The 19,717-nt window shown below is 33.8% G+C and carries 19 protein-coding genes; 3 read left to right on the top strand and 16 right to left on the bottom strand.

Features of this window, described 5'->3' with window-relative positions; genetic code table 11:
* Positions 1–50: 50 nt before the first annotated feature.
* From mtaB to BM077_RS11135, 12 genes are all read right to left on the bottom strand, one after another.
* Positions 51–1,358: a tRNA (N(6)-L-threonylcarbamoyladenosine(37)-C(2))-methylthiotransferase MtaB gene (gene mtaB, locus BM077_RS11190; RefSeq protein ID WP_089750384.1), complete on the bottom strand. Its 1,308-nt coding sequence runs from the start codon at positions 1,356–1,358 to the stop codon at positions 51–53.
* Positions 1,358–2,107, bottom strand: coding sequence for a 16S rRNA (uracil(1498)-N(3))-methyltransferase (locus tag BM077_RS11185; protein ID WP_089750383.1), 750 nt, complete (start codon positions 2,105–2,107; stop codon positions 1,358–1,360). The genes mtaB and BM077_RS11185 overlap by 1 nt, the downstream gene beginning before the upstream one ends.
* A 4-nt stretch (positions 2,108–2,111) precedes the next feature.
* A complete protein-coding gene (gene prmA / locus BM077_RS11180; protein WP_089750381.1) occupies positions 2,112–2,993 on the bottom strand; it encodes a 50S ribosomal protein L11 methyltransferase in 882 nt (293 codons plus the stop codon).
* Positions 2,994–3,050: 57 nt separating this feature from the next.
* On the bottom strand, positions 3,051–4,181 hold the full coding sequence (gene dnaJ, locus BM077_RS11175; RefSeq protein WP_089750379.1) for a molecular chaperone DnaJ: 1,131 nt from the start codon (positions 4,179–4,181) through the stop codon (positions 3,051–3,053).
* 103 nt (positions 4,182–4,284) lie between these two features.
* Positions 4,285–6,162 carry a molecular chaperone DnaK gene (gene dnaK / locus BM077_RS11170; RefSeq protein WP_089750377.1) on the bottom strand — a complete coding sequence of 626 codons (1,878 nt, stop codon included), beginning with the start codon at positions 6,160–6,162 and terminating at the stop codon, positions 4,285–4,287.
* A gap of 213 nt (positions 6,163–6,375) precedes the next feature.
* A complete protein-coding gene (gene grpE, locus BM077_RS11165; protein WP_089750375.1) occupies positions 6,376–6,972 on the bottom strand; it encodes a nucleotide exchange factor GrpE in 597 nt (198 codons plus the stop codon).
* 24 nt (positions 6,973–6,996) lie between these two features.
* Positions 6,997–8,043: a heat-inducible transcriptional repressor HrcA gene (gene hrcA, locus BM077_RS11160; protein ID WP_089750373.1), complete on the bottom strand. Its 1,047-nt coding sequence runs from the start codon at positions 8,041–8,043 to the stop codon at positions 6,997–6,999.
* Positions 8,044–8,208: 165 nt separating this feature from the next.
* The gene (hemW, locus tag BM077_RS11155; protein WP_089750371.1) at positions 8,209–9,345 is read right to left on the bottom strand and encodes a radical SAM family heme chaperone HemW; all 1,137 of its coding nucleotides are present in this window, start codon (positions 9,343–9,345) and stop codon (positions 8,209–8,211) included.
* Positions 9,346–9,418: 73 nt separating this feature from the next.
* Complete coding sequence (gene lepA, locus BM077_RS11150; protein WP_089750369.1) at positions 9,419–11,224, bottom strand: translation elongation factor 4; 1,806 nt, start codon at positions 11,222–11,224, stop codon at positions 9,419–9,421.
* A gap of 103 nt (positions 11,225–11,327) precedes the next feature.
* Positions 11,328–12,506: a stage II sporulation protein P gene (gene spoIIP / locus BM077_RS11145; RefSeq protein WP_089750367.1), complete on the bottom strand. Its 1,179-nt coding sequence runs from the start codon at positions 12,504–12,506 to the stop codon at positions 11,328–11,330.
* Positions 12,507–12,620: 114 nt separating this feature from the next.
* Positions 12,621–13,631 (bottom strand): GPR endopeptidase, encoded by a 1,011-nt coding sequence (gene gpr / locus BM077_RS11140; protein ID WP_090003538.1) that lies wholly within the window; start codon positions 13,629–13,631, stop codon positions 12,621–12,623.
* Between the two features lie 22 nt (positions 13,632–13,653).
* The gene (locus BM077_RS11135) at positions 13,654–13,989 is read right to left on the bottom strand and encodes a phage holin family protein (protein ID WP_089750364.1); all 336 of its coding nucleotides are present in this window, start codon (positions 13,987–13,989) and stop codon (positions 13,654–13,656) included.
* Positions 13,990–14,210: 221 nt separating this feature from the next.
* Between BM077_RS11135 and rpsT the strand changes: the two genes are divergently transcribed.
* Positions 14,211–14,477 (top strand): 30S ribosomal protein S20, encoded by a 267-nt coding sequence (rpsT, locus tag BM077_RS11130; RefSeq protein WP_089750362.1) that lies wholly within the window; start codon positions 14,211–14,213, stop codon positions 14,475–14,477.
* A 43-nt stretch (positions 14,478–14,520) separates the two neighbouring features.
* Here the strand turns inward: rpsT and holA are convergent, their stop codons facing one another.
* A complete protein-coding gene (gene holA, locus BM077_RS11125; protein WP_089750360.1) occupies positions 14,521–15,549 on the bottom strand; it encodes a DNA polymerase III subunit delta in 1,029 nt (342 codons plus the stop codon).
* Between the two features lie 205 nt (positions 15,550–15,754).
* Here holA and BM077_RS11120 point away from each other — a divergent pair, with 205 nt between their 5' ends.
* Positions 15,755–16,054: an alpha/beta-type small acid-soluble spore protein gene (locus BM077_RS11120; protein ID WP_089750358.1), complete on the top strand. Its 300-nt coding sequence runs from the start codon at positions 15,755–15,757 to the stop codon at positions 16,052–16,054.
* A gap of 58 nt (positions 16,055–16,112) precedes the next feature.
* The gene (locus BM077_RS11115; RefSeq protein WP_089750355.1) at positions 16,113–16,412 is read left to right on the top strand and encodes an alpha/beta-type small acid-soluble spore protein; all 300 of its coding nucleotides are present in this window, start codon (positions 16,113–16,115) and stop codon (positions 16,410–16,412) included.
* 169 nt (positions 16,413–16,581) lie between these two features.
* Here the strand turns inward: BM077_RS11115 and BM077_RS11110 are convergent, their stop codons facing one another.
* The 3 genes from BM077_RS11110 to BM077_RS14225 are packed head-to-tail and all read right to left on the bottom strand — an operon-like array spanning position 16,582 to position 19,702.
* Positions 16,582–18,918, bottom strand: coding sequence for a DNA internalization-related competence protein ComEC/Rec2 (locus tag BM077_RS11110; protein ID WP_089750354.1), 2,337 nt, complete (start codon positions 18,916–18,918; stop codon positions 16,582–16,584).
* Positions 18,918–19,577 (bottom strand): ComEA family DNA-binding protein, encoded by a 660-nt coding sequence (locus BM077_RS11105; RefSeq protein ID WP_089750352.1) that lies wholly within the window; start codon positions 19,575–19,577, stop codon positions 18,918–18,920. The genes BM077_RS11110 and BM077_RS11105 overlap by 1 nt, the downstream gene beginning before the upstream one ends.
* 32 nt (positions 19,578–19,609) lie before the next feature.
* A complete protein-coding gene (locus tag BM077_RS14225; RefSeq protein ID WP_445082267.1) occupies positions 19,610–19,702 on the bottom strand; it encodes a hypothetical protein in 93 nt (30 codons plus the stop codon).
* Positions 19,703–19,717 lie beyond the last annotated feature (15 nt).

Here is a 19,717-nt window from a genome sequence, read left to right as displayed (position 1 = left end):
AGCTGTGATTTGCTCAATATAACCTTTTTGTGTTTTAATCATAACGTTATTTATTCTTCAATAGAGCCAATTAAGTAATTGTCCTCTGTGTCTACTAACTTAACAGATACTAGCTCACCTTGATAAGAGTCTCCTGCATCAACCATTACTTTTAAGTAATTATCTGTTAATCCAGTTAATAAACCAGTTCTATGGTCTCGTTCTTCTTCTATCATTACATCCAACCCTTTACCGATAAATTTATCTCTATATTCTTCAGCCATTCTTTCGCCTAGTTCTCTTAATTTCGCACTTCTTTTCTTCTTAACTCTTGAATGTACCTGTTCATCAAATTTGGCTGCTGGGGTTCCTTCTCTTTTCGAATATTTGAAGACATGTAAATCACTAAATCCAAGTTCTTTAATAAATCCATAAGTAGTATTGAAGTCCTCTTCTGTTTCACCAGGGAAACCAACCATTACATCAGTAGTAACCGCTATTTCCGGAATTTGCTCTCTAATCTGTGTTATTTTTGCTGCAAATTCCTCGGTAGTATAGTCTCGATTCATAGCCTTTAAAACTTTATTACTACCGCTTTGTAATGGTAAATGTAAGTGACGACATAATTTCTTTTCATCAGCAATCAAATCTATTAATTCTTGGCTCACTTCTGTTGCTTCTATCGAACTCAATCTAATCCGTTCTAAATCAGGAATCCTTATTAATTCTTTAATTAAACTAATTAAATCTGTAGCCTCTCCTTTTTCTTCTCCATAAGCTCCTAAATGAATACCAGTTAAAACTATCTCTTCAAATCCATTTTGAGCCAATCGTTCAGCTTCAGCTACGGCTTCGCTTAAATCTCTACTCCTAACTGTTCCCCGAGTATACGGAATAATACAGTAAGCACAGAAACGATCACAGCCATCCTCTATTTTCAGCGAAGCCCTTGTTCGCTCTTTAGATTCAGTAATTGGTATCTCTTCAAACTCTTCTGTTTCCATTACATTCTGCACAAAGTTAAGTGGTTCTTTAGCTAACCTAGCCTGTTCTATTAATTCGACTATCTCTTTGCGTCCCTCAGTTCCTACTATTAAATCTACTCCACTAACTTCTAAAACCTCATCTGGAGAGACTTGAGGGTAACAGCCAACTACTGCTACTATAGACTCTGGGTTTCTCCGTTTAGCACGTCGAGTTATCTGCCTTGATTTGCGCGCACCCTGATGGGTCACTGTACAAGTATTAATAATATATACATCGGCCTCTTCCTGGAAGTCAACCACTTTATAACCAGCTTCAGTAAAAAGATTTATCATTGACTCGGTGTCATATTGATTCACTTTACAACCTAAAGTATAAAATCCAACTCGTTTCATTATGCTCCTCCTAAATCTCCTGCTTCGTATAGAATCATACTCAATGCAGCTAATCCAGCGGTCTCCGTTCTTAAGATTCGTGGTCCTAAGGTTACTGATTTAGCTCCTAATTCCTTGGCCTTATCTACTTCTTCTGATGCAAAACCGCCTTCTGGACCAATTACAAGCAAAATTTTCTCTGGATTTAAGTCTAAATTCTGTAAATTATTCTTTAAACCATCACTATCTTCATCTTCCCAAGGAATCAAAACTAAATCATAATCCGTAATTATCTCTTCTAGATCAATAAAATCCTTCAGTTCACCAACCTTAGGAATCGTCGCCCGACCAGACTGCTTAGCTGCTTCTTCAGCTATCTTCTGCCATCTCTTCTGACGACGCTTTGCTTTACTAGGCTTTAGTTTCACTACACTTCTTTTAGTTTCCATAGGAATTACTTGGTCTATACCTAATTCAGTACATTTTTGGACTATCAAATCCATCTTCTTGCTCTTAGGTAACCCCTGTAAAAGTGTTACTTTAACTTCTGGTTCTACTTGAGCTACAAACTCATCTTGTATCTCACCTATTACTACTTCTTCACTAGTTTCTACAATTTTTATAATATATTTTTGACCCTGACCGTCAGCTACACTAATCTTATCATCAGGTTGTAAGCGAAGAGCTTTAGTAATATGTCGTACATCACTTCCAGTAATTCTAATTTGCTCATCAACTATATTTTTAGGTTCTACAAAGAAATGATGCATACTATTAACTCCTCTCCCCTATTATCGTAACCCAATCTTCCTCTTCTTTTACCTCTTTAACTATTAAATTAACGTCTATAAGCGCTTCTTTAATCTCTTCTTTCTTTTCTTTATTAATTCCAGATAAGATAAAGAGACTATCTTCATCTAATACTTCTAACATATCAGGAATTAACCTTAGAATAATATGTGGTAGTAGATTCCCTACTACTAAATCATACTTTTCATTAACTATCTCTACTAAATCCCCTTGCTTAACTACTACTTCTTCGTTAAGATTATTTAGTTTTAAGTTCTGTTTTGCTATCTTAACCGCTATGTCATCTATATCTATAGCTAAAATATCTTCTATCTCTAATAAGCTAGCAGCAACAGACAGGATGCCAGTTCCAGTCCCGATATCCAACATACTTTCTCGTCCATCACAATTCTCTTCGATAGCTTCTATACACATAGTAGTCGTAGCATGAGCCCCGGTGCCAAAGGCCATACCGGGGTCTAATTCAATTATCTTTTCTCCTGGTTTAGCTTCATACTCTTCCCAGGTTGGCTTAATTACTATTGTATCTGTTATTTTAGTCGGCTTAAAATGCTCTTTCCACGAACTACTCCAATCTTCTTCGGGAATAGTCTCTAATTCTATTCGACCGGAACCAGAGTTCAATCCATATTGATGCAAATAACCAATCTTACTCTTTAGTATAGCCAACTTAGCTTCTAAAGAATCATTAATCGGTAGATAAGCTTTAATTAATAAGTCATCATCAGAAACCTTTACTTCAAGGTCTTCTTTAACCAGGCCTTCAATGCCGATATCCTGTAAAATATTACTGATAGCCGGCAATGACTCTTTAGTTGTAAATATCTTAACCTCTCTCCATTTCATATGATTTCATTCTCCTTCATTCACAATTAGCAATCAAACATTATTGATGAGGCTAGTTTACATTCCTAAAACATCTTTTACCTTCTTAAAAAAACCTTTTTCTTCAGGATTAATCTCTTCCCCACTAATTTGCGAAAACTTCTTTAATAACTCTTTTTGTTCATTATCTAATCTCTCTGGAATTACAACCTTTACCTTTATATGCTGGTCTCCACGTCCGTTACCTCGCAAATGAGGGATCCCTTTATTTTTTAAACGGAAAGAAGTTCCTGGTTGGGTTCCTTCAGGAATCTTGAACTTTACCTTGCCATCTAAAGTTGGTACCTCTATCTCATCTCCTAAAATAGCCTGCACAAAATTAATCGGCACCTCACAAAGAACATCGTCGCCTCTTCGCTTGAATAATTTATGTGAACGCACATTGATTACTATATATAGGTCACCAGCTGGACCACCATTTTCTCCAGCCTCACCCTCACCTTGCATTCTTAAACGCGAACCACCTTCTACTCCTGCGGGAACATTAACGGTAATATTTCTTCTTCTTCTTACTTTACCTTTTCCATTACACTTAGGACATGGGTCTTTAACAAATTTACCATCTCCATGGCAACGATCACAAGTTCTTGTCTGTACAAACTGTCCAAAAGGAGTTTGCTGTTTAAATCTGACTTCTCCTGTACCATTACATTTAGCACAAGTCTCTACGTCGCTATCTGATTGGGCTCCGCTCCCATTACACTTATCACATTCTTCTGTCCGTGGAATCTTAATCTCTTTTTCGGTCCCAAAAGCAGCTTCTTCGAAATCAATAGTTAAGTTATATCTCAGGTCAGAACCCTTGCGTGGTGCATTCCTGCGCTGCTGTCTACTACGACCTCCACCACCAAAGAACATATCAAATATATCGTCAAAACCACCAAAACCGCCACCTTGGCCAAATCCACCTTGACCAAAGCTTTCTTGGTCTACACCAGCATGACCATACTGATCATACCTTGCTCTTAAGTTTTCATCACTTAAAACTTTATAGGCCTCAGAAACCTCTTTAAACTTCTCTTCAGCATTAGGATCATCACTTACATCGGGATGATACTTTTTCGCTAACTTACGATAAGCACGTTTAATCTCTTTGTCACTTGCTTCCTTACTAACACCTAAAACCTCATAATAATCTTTCTTACTCATAATTTAAATTCCTCCACCTCACGGTTTAGTAATCTATGGACATAAACAAAGCCAAAGCCAGGTAGGCTTTGACTTTGTATTACTACTGCCTAATCAAATCCAATTATTCATCATCAACCTCTTCATAATCAACATCAACTACATCTTCATCATCATCAGTTTCTGTTTTTGCTCCACCAGCAGCTCCTTGTGCCTGTTGCTGAGCTTGCTGCTGCGCTTGGGCTTGAGCATACATCTGCTGGGTTAATTCATGTAATTCATTAGTTAAGTTCTCTTTCTTTTCATTGATAGTATCAACATCTATTTCATCTGGGTCAATATTGCTCATATCAATATCCTCTAATACTGCTTCTAATTCTTCTTTAGCAGCTTCAATATTACTTAATACAGACTCATCTACTCCTTCACCAGCTTCTTCAATCGTCTTATCAACCTGGTGCACTAAGCTATCAGCTTCTGTAACTGTCTCCACTGCTTCTCTTCGCTTCTTGTCCTCTTCCGCATGGGCCTCAGCTTCATTTACCATCTTTTCGATATCATCTTCTGATAATCCAGTATCCGATTTAATGGTAATCTGCTGTTCATTTCCAGTACCTTTATCTTCAGCAGAAACATGTACGATACCATTAGCATCAATATCGAAAGTAACTTCAATCTGTGGTACTCCTCTAGGAGCAGGTGGAATATCAGTTAATTGGAAACGACCTAAAGTCTTATTATCTTTGGCCATCTCTCTTTCACCCTGTAGCACATGAATATCTACTGCTGTCTGATTATCAGCAGCTGTACTGAAGACTTTACTTTCCGAAGTAGGAATTGTGGTATTTCTATCAATTAATCTAGTGAAGACTCCACCCATAGTCTCAATTCCTAACGAAAGCGGAGTAACATCTAATAGTACTAAATCATCAACATCTCCAGCTAATACTCCCCCTTGAATCGCTGCTCCAAGAGCTACACACTCATCAGGGTTAATTCCTTTATTTGGTTCTTTACCGACTTCTTTTTTAATTGCTTCTCTAACAGCAGGAATTCTTGTTGAACCTCCTACTAATAGTACCTGGTCTATCTCACTCTTACTTAAGTCAGCATCAGCTATCGCCTGTCGAGTCGGCTTCATTGTCTTTTCAACTAAATCAGAAGTCATCTTTTCAAACTGTGATCTAGTAATATCTACATCTAAATGCTTAGGACCAGTTTCAGTTTGAGTAATAAACGGTAAGTTAACATTAGTACTTGCTACTCCAGATAACTCAATCTTAGCTTTTTCTGCAGCATCCTTTAACCGCTGTAATGACATCTTATCATCTCTTAAGTCAATACCATGCTCTTTCTTAAACTCTTTTGCTAAGTAATCTATAATCTTTTGGTCAAAATCGTCTCCTCCAAGCTTATTATTACCGCTAGTAGCAATAACTTCGAAGACACCACCACCAAGCTCTAGGATAGAGATATCAAAAGTTCCTCCTCCTAAGTCATAAACCAAGATAGTCTGATCACTTTCATCATCTAATCCATAAGCTAAAGAAGCAGCTGTCGGTTCATTAATGATTCTCTCTACTTCTAACCCTGCAATCTTGCCTGCATCTTTAGTTGCTTGGCGCTGAGCATCACTAAAATAAGCTGGAACTGTAATTACAGCTTTTTCAACCTCTTCGCCTAAGTAATCTTCAGCATCTCGCTTTAATTTCTGCAAGATCATTGCAGAAACCTCTTGTGGCGTATATTCCTTATCATTCAATTCTTCTTTATGATCAGTTCCCATATGACGCTTAATAGAAATAACAGTTTGGTCTGGATTAGTAATTGCTTGCCGCTTAGCAGCTTCACCTACTAATCGTTCTCCTTTTTTAGAATATCCAACTACTGAAGGTGTAGTTCTACTTCCTTCTGCATTAGGAATAACTGTTGGTTCTCCTCCTTCAATCACTGCTACACATGAATTCGTAGTTCCTAAGTCAATTCCAATTATTTTACTCATCCTAACATCATCCTCCTTTAATAAGTGTCAAATTAAATATATTTTATCCATTCAGAACAAAGACTCATTCTGAATATATTAATTGTAATCTAAACCTGAACATGTTGTAATAAACAGACCATTTATATTATATGTAATCAAGAATGATTCTGTTCCTTAAAGTCAGCCAGAGTTAAAATCAACCCTGGCTGTATATTCATATACTTAAATACTCTATTCAGCAACTTTAACCATTGCCGGTCTTAAAACCTGGTCATTAAACAGATAGCCTCTCTGTAGCTCTGCAGTAATAACGCCTGACTCATATTCATCACTCGATTCTTTCATTACCGCTTCATGTAATTTAGGATCAAATTCTTCCCCTACAGTCGGAATTGTTTCGACTCCTTCTTCCCCTAAGGCTTTAAATAACTGCCGCGAAACCATTTCCATTCCATCTAAAAAATCAGCTAAATCTTGATCACTATCTGTAGTGGCTAGAGCACGATCAAAGTTATCTATAACAGGTAAAATTCCACTAATAAATTCTTTATTAGCATTTGAGCGTAATCTTTCTTTTTCTTTCTGAACTCGTTTCTTATAATTAGCAAATTCAGCCTGCAATCGCTGTAATCTATCTATATAATTCTGTTTTTCAGCTTCACTCCTCTCTAATTCTTCCTTTAATTCATCTAATTCTTCTTTTGGAATCTCAACAACTTCATCTTTTTCATTATCAGCTTCATCTTCAACTACATTTAAGTCTTGCTTCTCCTTCTGATCATCCTCCAAATCAACCTCTTTCTTCTTAGCTGCTTGTTCAGCACCCATTACCAATCACCATCCCACTTCAACTTATTTATTTTGTTCGGTTAACATATTACTTAACACCTGAGCCACAAGTTGAACCACCGAAACAACATTTGAATAGTCCATTCTTGTCGGCCCTAATATTCCAATCTTACCTATAGATCTATTATTTAATTGATAAGTAGCAGTAACCATACTACAATTCTTAATCTCATCAAAGTCATTTTCCTGACCAATTGTAACCTTTACATTTGATGTATCATCTGATATATTCCCCAAAATATTATATAATAATTCTTCTCTCTCTAAGACTTGTAATACCGTCTTAACCTTATGAATATCATTAAATTCTGGTTGTTCCAAAATATTAGTCGTTCCACCTAAATAAACCTTTGCTTTACTAATACCAGGATTAATCAATCCTTGGTATAAAACATCTAACTGTCTATTTTCTAAACCGTCAAGCCGATTAACTAAAGTACTCTCTAATTCATTTAATAGTTCCTCATTAATCTGACTTAAAGTTAATCCCTGTAATCTTTCATTTAAATAACGAGTAATCTGTTGTAATTCAGAATGATTTAAACCTTCTGGCATAGAAACTACTCTGTCTTGTACGCCAATATCTGTGATAATAATCAACAGAACATGCTTAGTATCAATAGGCACTAATTTTAAACTACGAAATACACTATCTTTCAAATGAGGACTCAAAATCAGAGACGTATATTGTGTTAACTCTGATAACATATCTGAAGTCTGTTCAATTATCTCGTGTACTTCGGGGGCCTTTGATTCATAGTTCTCCTTAATAGCTTTTTGTTCTTGTTTAGAAAGTTTCTGCAATTCCATTAATATATCTACATAAAATCTATACCCTTTGTCCGAAGGAATACGTCCTGCTGATTTATGAGGTTTCTCTAAATATCCCATCTCCTCTAAATCAGCCATCTCATTTCTGATAGTTGCCGAGCCAACACCAAATTCATAACGACGAGCCAGAGTCCGTGATCCAATCGGGTCAGCAGTCATTACATACTCATTAATAATAGCCTTCAATACCTTCTTCTTACGCTCCGTCATCTTCAACATTGACTCTCACTCCCTAGTGTTAGCACTCGATAAGTCCGAGTGCTAATAATAGCTATAATTAAAATATCACTTACCCTATCATTTGTCAAACTGAATCAAAGGTTATTATTTTAAATTAAATTTAAAATACTCCAAAATACTAACAAATACTCTAGCACTTCCTTCTCATAGAATAAACTCAGCTAAGACATCATTTGCTAATACTAGACCTCTCTCAGTAAGAGAGATGCTATCTCCCGTAATTTTTATTAAGTTCTGATTGTTTAAATCATTAATCTCTTTACTATAAATACTATAGATACTCTCACCAAAACGTTCCTTAAACTTAGTAGTTGAAATTCCTTCCTTCAATCTTAACCCCATAATCATAGTCTCAATAATCTGATCTTCTCTATCTAAATGATTAATCTCTTTAATTGGCAACTTACCAGCTGTAATCATTTCAATATATTTAGTAATAGATTGTAGATTACTGCCTCTTACTTCTCCATCATAAAAATGAGCTCCTGGCCCTAAAGCTAAGTAAGGTTCATTTCGCCAATAGATTTGATTATGTTGTGACCTATAACTAGGTTTAGCAAAATTAGAAATTTCATAATGTTCATAGCCATTTTTAGTCAATAATTCTCTTGTTAATTGATACATTGCTAAATCTAATTCTTCAGAAATCGGCTTTAATGATCCTGCTTTCATCTCTTTAGCAAACTGAGTACCAGCTTCAATCTTTAAATTATAGGTAGATAGATGTTCAGGTTCTAATTTTAAGGCTTCCTTCAATGTCCGCTGCCATTCTCTTATGGCTTGGCTTGGTAAAGCAAAGATTAAGTCTAAATTAATATTAGAAAAGCCAACCTCTCTAGCTAAATAATAGTTTTCCTCTGCTTGTTGTATAGTATGAATCCTACCTAATCGTTTTAAAACTTGATTATCAAAGGCTTGTACACCAAAACTTAAACGATTAACCCCAGCTTCTTTTAATAATCTTAATTTAACTCTATTAACCGTACCAGGATTAGCCTCTATACTTATCTCAATATTATCCTTCATCTTAAAATTATCTCGTAAAATCATTAATAACTCCGAAAGAGTATCTCCATCAAAGCAAGTAGGAGTTCCCCCGCCGATAAAGACACTCTTTAATACTGGTCCTTCATACTTATTTGCAAGCATTCTTACTTCTGTAAATAATGCTTTTAAGAATGAGTCCGCTAAATCCGCTTTCCACTCTCTTGAATTAAAATCACAATAGTAACATTTACTTTTACAGAAGGGTATATGAATATAAAGACCGTACTCTTTCATAGTTTAGACTTCCTTTAACTATTAGTAGATAAATAAATTTTTAATTAGATTCTAATCATAATTAATTGCTAGTTTAATCATTAATTTCAAGAATAGCCATAAATGCTTCCTGAGGAATCTCTACACTTCCTACCTGTTTAGCCCGTTTCTTACCTTCTTTCTGTTTCTCTAATAATTTTCTTTTGCGACTAACATCTCCACCATAACATTTCTGCAATACATTCTTTCTTTTGGCTCTAATCGTTTGACGAGCAATGACTTTTCTGCCTATAGCTGCTTGTAAAGGAACTTCAAACATCTGTTTAGGAATAAATTCTTTTAACTTTCTAGTCAGTTCTTGTCCAATCTGATATGAACTATCACGGTGAACAATACAGGAAAGAGCATCAACAGGGTCTTTATTAACTAAGATATCTAGTTTAACTAAATCTGCTTCCCTATAGCCAGCAAACTCATAATCAAAAGTAGCATACCCTCGTGTTACTGATTTAAGTTGATCAAAAAAGTCTAAAACAATCTCATTTAACGGTAAATCATATACTAACTTAACTCTAGTTTCATCTAAATACTGCATATCCTTAAATTCGCCACGACGTTCTTGGGCTAATTCCATACCTGCCCCTACATATTCATCTGGCAACATAATAGTAGCTGTTACAACCGGCTCTTCAATAAAGTCTATATACTGTTTTTCTGGCATCTTAGCCGGATTTTCAACCTCAATAACTTCGCCGTCTTCTTTATGCACTTTATAAATTACACTAGGTGCTGTCGTAATTAGATCTAAGTTATACTCTCTTTCTAATCTTTCTTGAATAATCTCCATATGAAGTAATCCTAAGAATCCACATCTATAGCCAAAACCTAATGCCTCAGAAGTCTCTGGCTCAAATGTTAAAGAAGCGTCATTTAGCTGTAACTTTTCTAAAGCATCCCGTAACACTTCATAATCATCACCTTCTACTGGATAGAGTCCACAAAAGACCATCGGCTTTGCTTGTTTGTAACCAGGTAAAGGTTCTTGAGCCGGATTATTTGCATCAGTAATAGTATCTCCTACTTGTGAATATTTAACATCCTTAATCCCAGCAATCATATAACCTACTTCGCCAACTGATAATTTATCTCTAGACTGCATATGAGGAATAAAAGTCCCTACTTCTTCGACTTCAAACGTCGTCTCCGTTGCCATCATCTTAATCTTCATTCCCGGCTTAATGTTACCTTCCATAATCCTATAATAGGCGATAACTCCTTGATAAGGATCATATAATGAATCAAAGATTAAAGCTTTAAGCGGATTATCTTCATCACCTGACGGCGGCGGTACTTCCCGTACAACTGCCTCTAAGACCTCCTCCATACCAATCCCTTCTTTAGCACTAGTTAAGATAGCTTCATCTGGATCTAATCCAATATCTATTAACTCTTCCTTAACTCTATCTGGATTAGCACTTGGTAGATCAATCTTATTAATAACGGGAATAATCTCTAAATCCGCTTCTAAAGCCAAATAAATATTAGCTAATGTCTGTGCTTCTACCCCTTGAGCAGCATCAATAACTAATAATGCCCCTTCACAAGCAGCCAAACTTCTAGAAACTTCATAAGTAAAATCGACATGACCTGGTGTATCTATCAAATTTAAAATATATTCTTCTCCATCATTAGCTTTATAATCCATTCTTACAGCTTGAGCTTTAATAGTAATTCCTCGTTCTCTTTCTAAATCCATACTATCTAAAAGCTGTTCTTCCATCTCTCTTTCTGTAACTGTTTCGGTATGTTCTAATAATCTATCTGCTAAAGTAGATTTTCCGTGATCAATATGTGCTATAATAGAAAAGTTTCTAATCTTATTCTGATTAATCTTACTCAATTTCCTGCCCCCTTTTGCTACTTAGGTTACCTTTACAATTATAACACTGATTTTTATATTTATCAAACATAAGAACGACTAATAATTAAAAGCAGGCTATTAACTAATCACTTATTTTATCAGCTAATAAAGAGGCAATCACATTAGCCATTAAACGAGCAGACCGCTTTACTTCTGGAAGTGTATTACTAACCCCCCCAAATTCTAAAAGTAAAGCATGGGGATGAAGATCTTGATTATAACGCCGATTATCAATTACTTTTACTTTCCTTAATAAACCTGGGTACACCCTATTCATCTTATTAGCTAACCTGTTTGCAAATGCCAAATTTCTTCGCCAATTAGGATGAGATAAACCATAGCTAGGAGTTGCTTTAGCAACCACAATCATTACCTTAGCAACCTCCTGGCCATTAATAGTAGTTGTAATCACATTCTTATCTTTTATTGCTAAAGCATCACGATGAATATCAAAAATCATCTCTAGATTCGGATTCTGTTTAACCATTTTTTGCGCAACATTTCGAGAACGAATATATGATTCTCTATATACTGCATCATTAACTTTGGTTGACTGTATTGCTTGAACACCATACTTATTATTAAGTTTTTGTACTAGTTCTCTACCTACTATAGCTATATCTCCTTTAGTTCCTGGTGCTGAATGACCATTAAAAACACTAACCCCATAACTTTCTGAAGTATGAGTATGATAAACTCCAACTAAAGTCTTGTTATAAAAAGCTTGAATCTTATCAGATTGTTCGGTTTGAGAAAATCTTAACTCCGGTTTTTGAGCTTGTCTCTTTTTATCAAATGAGGAAGACTTTCTTTTTTTAGGTAAGTTAGGAAATAAATCTGAATTAACAACTTTTGTTGGCGAATCATTACTTAAGGCTGATTGAGGTCCTAGAGCCGCACTTAATATACTGATCGGGTCACTTACTTTAATTCCAATTAAGAACTCTGAAGTTAAATTAATTAAATCAGTAGGCTGTTTCAAGAGATAAAACAACGATTTCTGTTGTTGGTTACTTCCTAAGATTGGTAAAGCATGTTTGAAGAATCGTTTAGAACTTTTAACATTTAATTTTAAAGCTGATGATAGAGAATCTATTAATTCTTTACGTGACAACTGTTCTTCAATTTCAAATTGAAAATTAGCAACCGGTAAGGGCTTTTCATTCTTCAATGGAAGAAACTTTATTACTCCTAATATTATAAGTAAGATTAGTCCAAATATGAATAGCTTTTTAAATTTCTTATTAAATATAAATATCATTAACTCTTCACCCCACTCTATTATTGATATCTATGCAAAAATAAAGAAAATATACCTAAAATTAATATAAAATTAAAGAAGCTCTGGTTAATTAACCAGAGCTTCTTTAATCTATTATTGTAAATAAAGCGAGACATTCTCTTGATTAATATCAGGGTGAAGAGCAATGTTTAGTCCACCAGCAATAACTCTTCCTACATCTCGAATTAATTTATCTATCCCTCTCGGGGCCATAATCAAATCACCTAAATAAGGCTGCAAGACTTGTTGAATGATCTGTTGCTTTTGTTTATCATTAATCTGTTGTAATCTATTCTGCATTTGTGTACCCGCTATATTTTGATCTTGCATTAACTTATCTATTGTATCATTAACTATAGTAACAGAATTTACAACTGTAGGTACACCTACCGCAATAACTGGTACTCCCATATCTTCTTGCGTTATCCCTATCCTTTGATTGCCAACCCCAGAACCAGGATAGATTCCTGTATTACTAATCTGTATAGTAGATGCTAAATGATGAGTCTCTCTAGCTGCTAAAGCATCAATAGCAATTACTAAATCGGGATGAACCTTATCAATGACTCCTTTTAATATTTCAGCGGTCTCAATACCGGTTAATCCCAACACTCCCGGTGCCAAAGCACAAACGGGCCTCATCCCTTGGCGTGCATCTGCTGGTGCTGCATCGTAAAGATGTCTAGTTACTAATAAATGATGTATCACCCTTGGTCCTAAAGCATCTGGAGTTGCATTCCAGTTGCCTAATCCAATCACTAAAATAGTAGGTTCTTGTTCTAAGCTCTTAGTTAATCCTGGATAATTTACAAGGGTATTTATCTCTTTAGCCATTACACCGCTCAAATATTCGTGTAATTGCCTTTCTCCTTGCTGTAATTCCCTAGTTTCGATAGTTATATAATCTCCTGGTTTTTTACCAATAGCCTGAGCAGCTCTATCATTCATTACTCTAATTCTAGTTATTTTAGCATGCTCTACTTCTTCTTCATCTAACCTTACCCCTTCTAACTCTTGTCCAGTTCTCTGCATTGTTAAGTTACGTGACTCAACTGCTAAGTCTGTAAGTAAATGCAGATCGAATGGGGAGTTTTTCTGTTCCATAAACTACCTCCTAACAACCAGATTATCGTAATTCTGTTGGTACAAAGGCATCCACAATACCAATTACTAAAGCTGCTAATAAAGCTCCCACTATAGTCACTGCCATATTAGCAACCACAAATTGAGTGAAATAAATAACTGTAGCAGAAGTAACAAACCCAATAATTCCTCTGCTTTGTGGGGAGATGTCCTCTCCTAATACAGCTTCAATAGCATATCCTATTACTGCAATAACAATAGCTGCAATCAATGCATTAGTAAATCCAACTATCTCAAACCCTGGCAAGAAATATCCTACCGCTAATAAAACAAAGGCTGAAACAATGAATCTTACAATAGCTCCTAACCAACCTTGCATTATCTCACCTCCCTCATATTTTAGTATTATTATGATAACCGATTCTAATTTTTATATTCAAAAACGAAATTATCCTTGCATTTTTCTATTACCTATGATAAAATTTTTCATGTTATCCCTGTAGTTAACCTATTGTTTTATATGTTTCTTATATAATTTTTACTTAGATTTACAATTTTACTTAATTATTTATTGTCAATTTAAAGGGAGGTGACCGATTAATGCCAACTAGTAAATCAGCAACTAAGAGAGTCAGAACTACTGCAAGGAAAGCTAAAAGAAATAAAGTAAGTAAAGATGCACTTAAAGATGCTATTAAAGATTTTGAAGCAGCGGTAGAAGAGAATAATGTTGAATTAGCTGAAGAAAAGTTAAACGAAGCTAAAAAGGTAATTGATAAATCCGTAACTAAAGGAATTCTTCATAAGAATAATGCAGCTCGTAAAAAGTCTAAACTTGAACGAAAGTTTAATGAAATTGCTAGCTAGTAAAAAAATCCTCCTAATATTAGGAGGATTTTTTTATTTAGCTTTAACTAATCGCTTCATTAACTACTTGTTTAATATTCAAAATTAACAACTCTAATTCTAACTCCTTATCCTGACCAGTCACTAACTTTATATTACTCTCCAGTATCATTTCTAAAATCCTTTCTAATTCTAAAATTGAAAAATTTCTGCTCTGTTTGATACACTTTTTAATCGGATAAGGATGTTGATTCAGTCTATTAGCAATCGATTTGGCTGTCTTACCTTTTTGATATAATACCTTTGTCTGCAAAATTAATCTAATCTGTCTAGCTATCATCATTAATAGACCTATCTCGGATTGACCATCAGCTATTATCTGATTTAATAATTTTAAAGCTTGGCCATAATTGCGCTTCCCAATACTATCAACAAAATCAAATATTATATTCTCTTTTAATAAACGATCTTTACTAATAATCTTCTTTGTCTTTGATAAAGTTATCACCTTGTCATCACCTATGAAAGTAGCTATCTTCTCTAACTCTGTACTTAATCTTTGTAACTCATTATTAAATGTACTTTCTAATAGCTTAATAGCTGGCCTTTCTATCTCTTTTCCTAATTGAGAAGCTCGGTTTTCAATCCATTCATCTAAAGATTTATACTTTAAACTCTTAAATTCTAATACTTCACCTAATTTTTTAAACCGTTTATATAACTTAGTTCGCTTATCAGGTTGATTAGAAGTCTTCAATAATAAAATAGTAGTCTCCGGAAAATCAGTTAACAGTTCTTCTAATCGTTCCTTTTCATCTTTCTTAAATTTATTAGTAAATATTCTATTAGAGTCAAATATAACAACTCTCCTTTCATTCATAAAAGGAAGTTGATTAACCGAATTAATTAATGAAGATATAAATTCACCCTCATCATTAATAAAGCTAAGATTGAAATCTTCAAGCTCATCATTAACAAAATTTTCAATAAATTTTTTAGTAAATTCTTCGATTAAATAATACTCATCACCAAATAATAAATATATATTCGATAATTCATTAATATCTTGATTTAAAATTTTTTCGTTCTGCATCTTCTTCACCTCTAACTTCTTATTCTATACATTATTTTTAATTCCTTGCTTAAACTTTATTCTTTTTGTTATCTAAAAAATTCATAATCAATTTACCACTCTTTTCTTAAAATAGAATAGAATTAAGAAGCTGCTTATATGTTCTAGTATACTTCCTTCGCCCACGATAAATAATAGTACTACAACAGTAAAGGAGGTGAAAATAATGAGCACTAGAAATAATAGTAATCAATTAGTTAATCCGATGGCTCGTCAAGCTTTAGATAAGTTTAAAATGGAAGCTGCACAGGAGCTTAATATTAGAGATGAATATAAATCTGGTTATTGGGGTAACTTGACTTCTCGTGAGTGTGGTGCTGTTGGTGGTCAGATGGTTAAAAAGATGATTGAACATGCTCAAAACCAAATGGCTAATGGCACTAATGTAAATGCTCCTACTTCTTCACAAGATGCGCAAAATATCAATTTAGGTAATAAAGTTGGAGATTTCAAGCCGCAACAATAGATATAGATTAAATGTTAAAAAATAAAATAAATACTGCTTTAATAAGGAGGCAAAAATAATGAGTACTAGAAATAATAGTAATCAATTAGTTAATCCGATGGCTCGTCAAGCTTTAGATAAGTTTAAAATGGAAGCTGCACAGGAGCTTAATATTAGAGATGATTATAAGTCTGGTTATTGGGGTAACTTGACTTCTCGTGAGTGTGGTGCTGTTGGTGGTCAGATGGTTAAGAAGATGATTGAATATACTCAAAACCAAATGGCTAATGGCACTAATGTAAATGCTCCTACTTCTTCACAAGATGCGCAAAATATCAATTTAGGTAATAAAGCTGGAAACTTCAAACCTCAACAATAAATTAACCTCTCTTACTGAGCGGGTATCACATATCCGCTCAGTAAAAATAAATAATTCTATACATAAAAGCTTAACTATAAAATAATAACCAATCGCATTGAAGCAGTTAATAACTTTGCAAAGTTATTAACTGCTCCGCCCAAGTGATTTAATTAATCCTTAATAATTTTCATTTCTTTTCTAACCAATAATACCTACCGTTACTTTTGATTACTATTGCGTGTTTATTTTTTGTCATTAGAATATCTGAGCCTATCTTATACAATCGATCTTTCACTTGTAAGTCTGGTAGATTATATTGATTATTCTTACCTACTGATATTACGGCTAATTTGGGCTTAACTTGTGCTAAAAATAGTTGACTACTTGATGAATTACTACCATGATGACCTACTTTTAAAATTTCACTATTTAATTTAATACCTCTTTTAACTAAATTCTTTTCTACTTCCCTCCCTGCGTCACCTGTAAATAATACTTGAAAATCACCATAATCAATTTTAACTAATAAAGAATTATTATTAGATTCAATAATAGCTCCTGAATAATGATAAATATTAAAATTGATTTCCCCCACATTTAGCTTTCTAAAATCATTAATCATATAATAATCAATCTGCTTTGATTTTAAGACTTTAAAAACGTTTCGTACTAACCGATTCTTTACTTTAGGTTCAGGAAATAATACTACCCTAACATCGAATTCCTGCAAAACTTTCAATAATCCTTTTACATGGTCTTGATGGAAGTGGGAAATAATCATCAATTCTATATCTCCAATACCATTTCGATATAAAAAATTTGCCATTTCATCTTCATTAAAGCCACCATCAATTAAAATATCTTCTCCTGTAGGTAAGGATAGATAAGCAGCATCGCCTTGCCCCACATCTAAAAAGATAAGTTTTAACTCTTCATTTAATATAGAATGTCCGTGTAATAACAATAAGACTAATAAAATAACCATTATAGAGATAGTGATTCGCTCTTTACATCGACTATAATAAGGAATAATATTATAAGTTATTATTTCTTTAAATTGATATAACAGAAAATAATACAAAGCTATTAATAGATAATGTGGTTTCACTAGCTTAAAAGTTAAGAAACTAAGATTCTTTAAAGAATCAATTACACCTAGTAAGATAATTATCAATAACATACTAATATTATTTAATAATTGAGCAAATACCAAATGAAGATGACCTAATAAAACAGCTATGAAACCACAAAAGATAATTAAACTGACCAACGGCATAACCAGTATATTCCCTAAAATTGGTATTAAAGAAACCTGATTAAAGTAATAGACTAAGATTGGAAAAGCTACTAACTGTGCTGCTAAGGAAACTGCTAAACTAGTCGCTATTATATTAGGTATAAATGATAAACGTCTCTTTAAAACTGGCATTAAATAGATAATACCATAAGTAATCAAAAACGATAACTGAAATCCAGGTTGAAATAAATAATAAGGATTAATCATCAACATCATTATTGCAACTAAAGATAAGAGATTACAAATATTTATCTTACGATTAAATGTACTTCCTAAAATATATAAAAGGACTACTAATCCAGCTCTAACTACCGATGCTTGTCCTTTAGTAATAATTATATAGATACTTATTAATAGTAATCCACCGATATTAGCTATCCATTTTGGTAATCTTAGTCCTTGGGCAAAGCTATTCAAAATTAAAATCAATAAACCAATATGAAAACCAGAGATAACCAAAAGATGATTAAGGCCTAAATTCTTAAAGTTTTCCTGAATCTTTAAAGGGATCTGTTCTTTATCACCTAATAAGAATCCTCTCAACAAAAAATCATAAGGACGGTCAATAGTTTGATTGATAATTCTGCTAGCATTCTCCCTAAGCCGCAAGATCATCTTTACTAATTGATTACCACCTTCTCCCTTAAGTTTAATCTCTCTTATTCCTGCCTCTGTTATTAAAGCATAGACTTGCTTATTCTTTAAATAACTACGATAAGAGAAGCCACCAGGATTTCTATTAGTAGGTGGCAAAGTGATTTGACATTTAATCTTTAATCTATCACCATATTTATATTCTTGTCTATTACTTCTAAGCTTTAATAAAATTTTACCATATTTGATTTTGTTAATATTATTATCCAACTTAACAAAGTTTGGTTCTAAAATATATTCATACTCTTTAGCGCCACTCTGTGAAGAACTAAGTACCTGACCTTGAATCGTTACTTCTTGTCTTACAAAGTTTGTTATAGAGCTTGATGACTTATATTCTACCTCTAAAGCCTCTACTTGCATTATACCTAATAATAGAATCAAAATTAAGACTATTACTTTAGTTAGCTGCGACTCATAATACCACAAAATTATCGTACTTATGAGTGTTAATATTAAACTAATGAGTATTACTTCCCAATAAAGATTGATCTTAGTTCCTAGAATAATTCCTAACCCTAAAAATAATAGTATAACTAAAAAAGGTGTCTTCATCTCACTAAATTTCTTCATTAGAGCGTTAACTGCTCCTTATTACGTTGAAAGGTCTTTTTGCCTATACCTGAAACCTTCTTCAACTCCTTTAATTGATTAAACTCCCCATGTTGATTACGATATTTAATAATTCTTTCAGCTAGCACAGGGCCAACACGGTATAATTTCTGTAATTCTTTCTTAGATGCAGTATTTATATTGATCTTATTTCTTTGGTGACTTGCTTCAAAATTACTTTTTAATTGCAAAGTCGTATCTTTATTAGAGCCCGCTCTTGCTTTATTAGGAATAATTACCTTCTCCCCGTCCTTTAATTCAACAACTAAATTTATCCTATCAAGATCAGCTTCATCAGTCGCTCCTTCTGCTTTCTCTATTAATTGATATACTCTACTTCCTCTTTTAAGTTTATAAACTCCAGGTTGTTCTACTGCTCCTCCTATCTGCACCAAAATCTTTTCACTCTTTTCATTCTTACTAGTTAGTTCTTTCTTGCCATTATCTTTTTTAGCTAAAGCTTTAGCAATACTCTGTTGTGTTTTAGCCTCATCTACTACAAAACCTTCTTTCTTTTCCTCTCCTTTTAAATATTTGACACCTATAATTCCACTTCCTAAAATTAGAGTAACTATAATTACTAATAAGATCATCTCTTCTTTCTTAGTAAATCTAAACATTATACTACCTCCTTCCTGTTATCCTAAAACTTCTATTCGCTTACCAAATCCTGCCCGGGGTCAACCACCTTTATCACCCCAGCGTAAGCGCAGTTTAATTTTGAAGTCTCTAATACAGTTGGAATGCCGGTGATTGTTAC

Source organism: Candidatus Frackibacter sp. WG13 (assembly GCF_900114655.1).
Taxonomy (GTDB): domain Bacteria; phylum Bacillota; class Halanaerobiia; order Halobacteroidales; family Acetohalobiaceae; genus Frackibacter.
This window is presented reverse-complemented; position numbering and strand designations above follow the sequence as displayed.

Coding starts and splice junctions, on each gene's coding strand:
- mtaB (WP_089750384.1), bottom strand. CDS start 1,358: ATGAAACGAGTTGGATTTTATACTTTAGGTTGTAAAGTGAATCAATAT.
- BM077_RS11185 (WP_089750383.1), bottom strand. CDS start 2,107: ATGCATCATTTCTTTGTAGAACCTAAAAATATAGTTGATGAGCAAATT.
- prmA (WP_089750381.1), bottom strand. CDS start 2,993: ATGAAATGGAGAGAGGTTAAGATATTTACAACTAAAGAGTCATTGCCG.
- dnaJ (WP_089750379.1), bottom strand. CDS start 4,181: ATGAGTAAGAAAGATTATTATGAGGTTTTAGGTGTTAGTAAGGAAGCA.
- dnaK (WP_089750377.1), bottom strand. CDS start 6,162: ATGAGTAAAATAATTGGAATTGACTTAGGAACTACGAATTCATGTGTA.
- grpE (WP_089750375.1), bottom strand. CDS start 6,972: ATGGGTGCTGAACAAGCAGCTAAGAAGAAAGAGGTTGATTTGGAGGAT.
- hrcA (WP_089750373.1), bottom strand. CDS start 8,043: ATGTTGAAGATGACGGAGCGTAAGAAGAAGGTATTGAAGGCTATTATT.
- hemW (WP_089750371.1), bottom strand. CDS start 9,345: ATGAAAGAGTACGGTCTTTATATTCATATACCCTTCTGTAAAAGTAAA.
- spoIIP (WP_089750367.1), bottom strand. CDS start 12,506: ATGATATTTATATTTAATAAGAAATTTAAAAAGCTATTCATATTTGGA.
- gpr (WP_090003538.1), bottom strand. CDS start 13,631: ATGGAACAGAAAAACTCCCCATTCGATCTGCATTTACTTACAGACTTA.
- BM077_RS11135 (WP_089750364.1), bottom strand. CDS start 13,989: ATGCAAGGTTGGTTAGGAGCTATTGTAAGATTCATTGTTTCAGCCTTT.
- rpsT (WP_089750362.1), top strand. CDS start 14,211: ATGCCAACTAGTAAATCAGCAACTAAGAGAGTCAGAACTACTGCAAGG.
- holA (WP_089750360.1), bottom strand. CDS start 15,549: ATGCAGAACGAAAAAATTTTAAATCAAGATATTAATGAATTATCGAAT.
- BM077_RS11120 (WP_089750358.1), top strand. CDS start 15,755: ATGAGCACTAGAAATAATAGTAATCAATTAGTTAATCCGATGGCTCGT.
- BM077_RS11115 (WP_089750355.1), top strand. CDS start 16,113: ATGAGTACTAGAAATAATAGTAATCAATTAGTTAATCCGATGGCTCGT.
- BM077_RS11110 (WP_089750354.1), bottom strand. CDS start 18,918: ATGAAGAAATTTAGTGAGATGAAGACACCTTTTTTAGTTATACTATTA.
- BM077_RS11105 (WP_089750352.1), bottom strand. CDS start 19,577: ATGTTTAGATTTACTAAGAAAGAAGAGATGATCTTATTAGTAATTATA.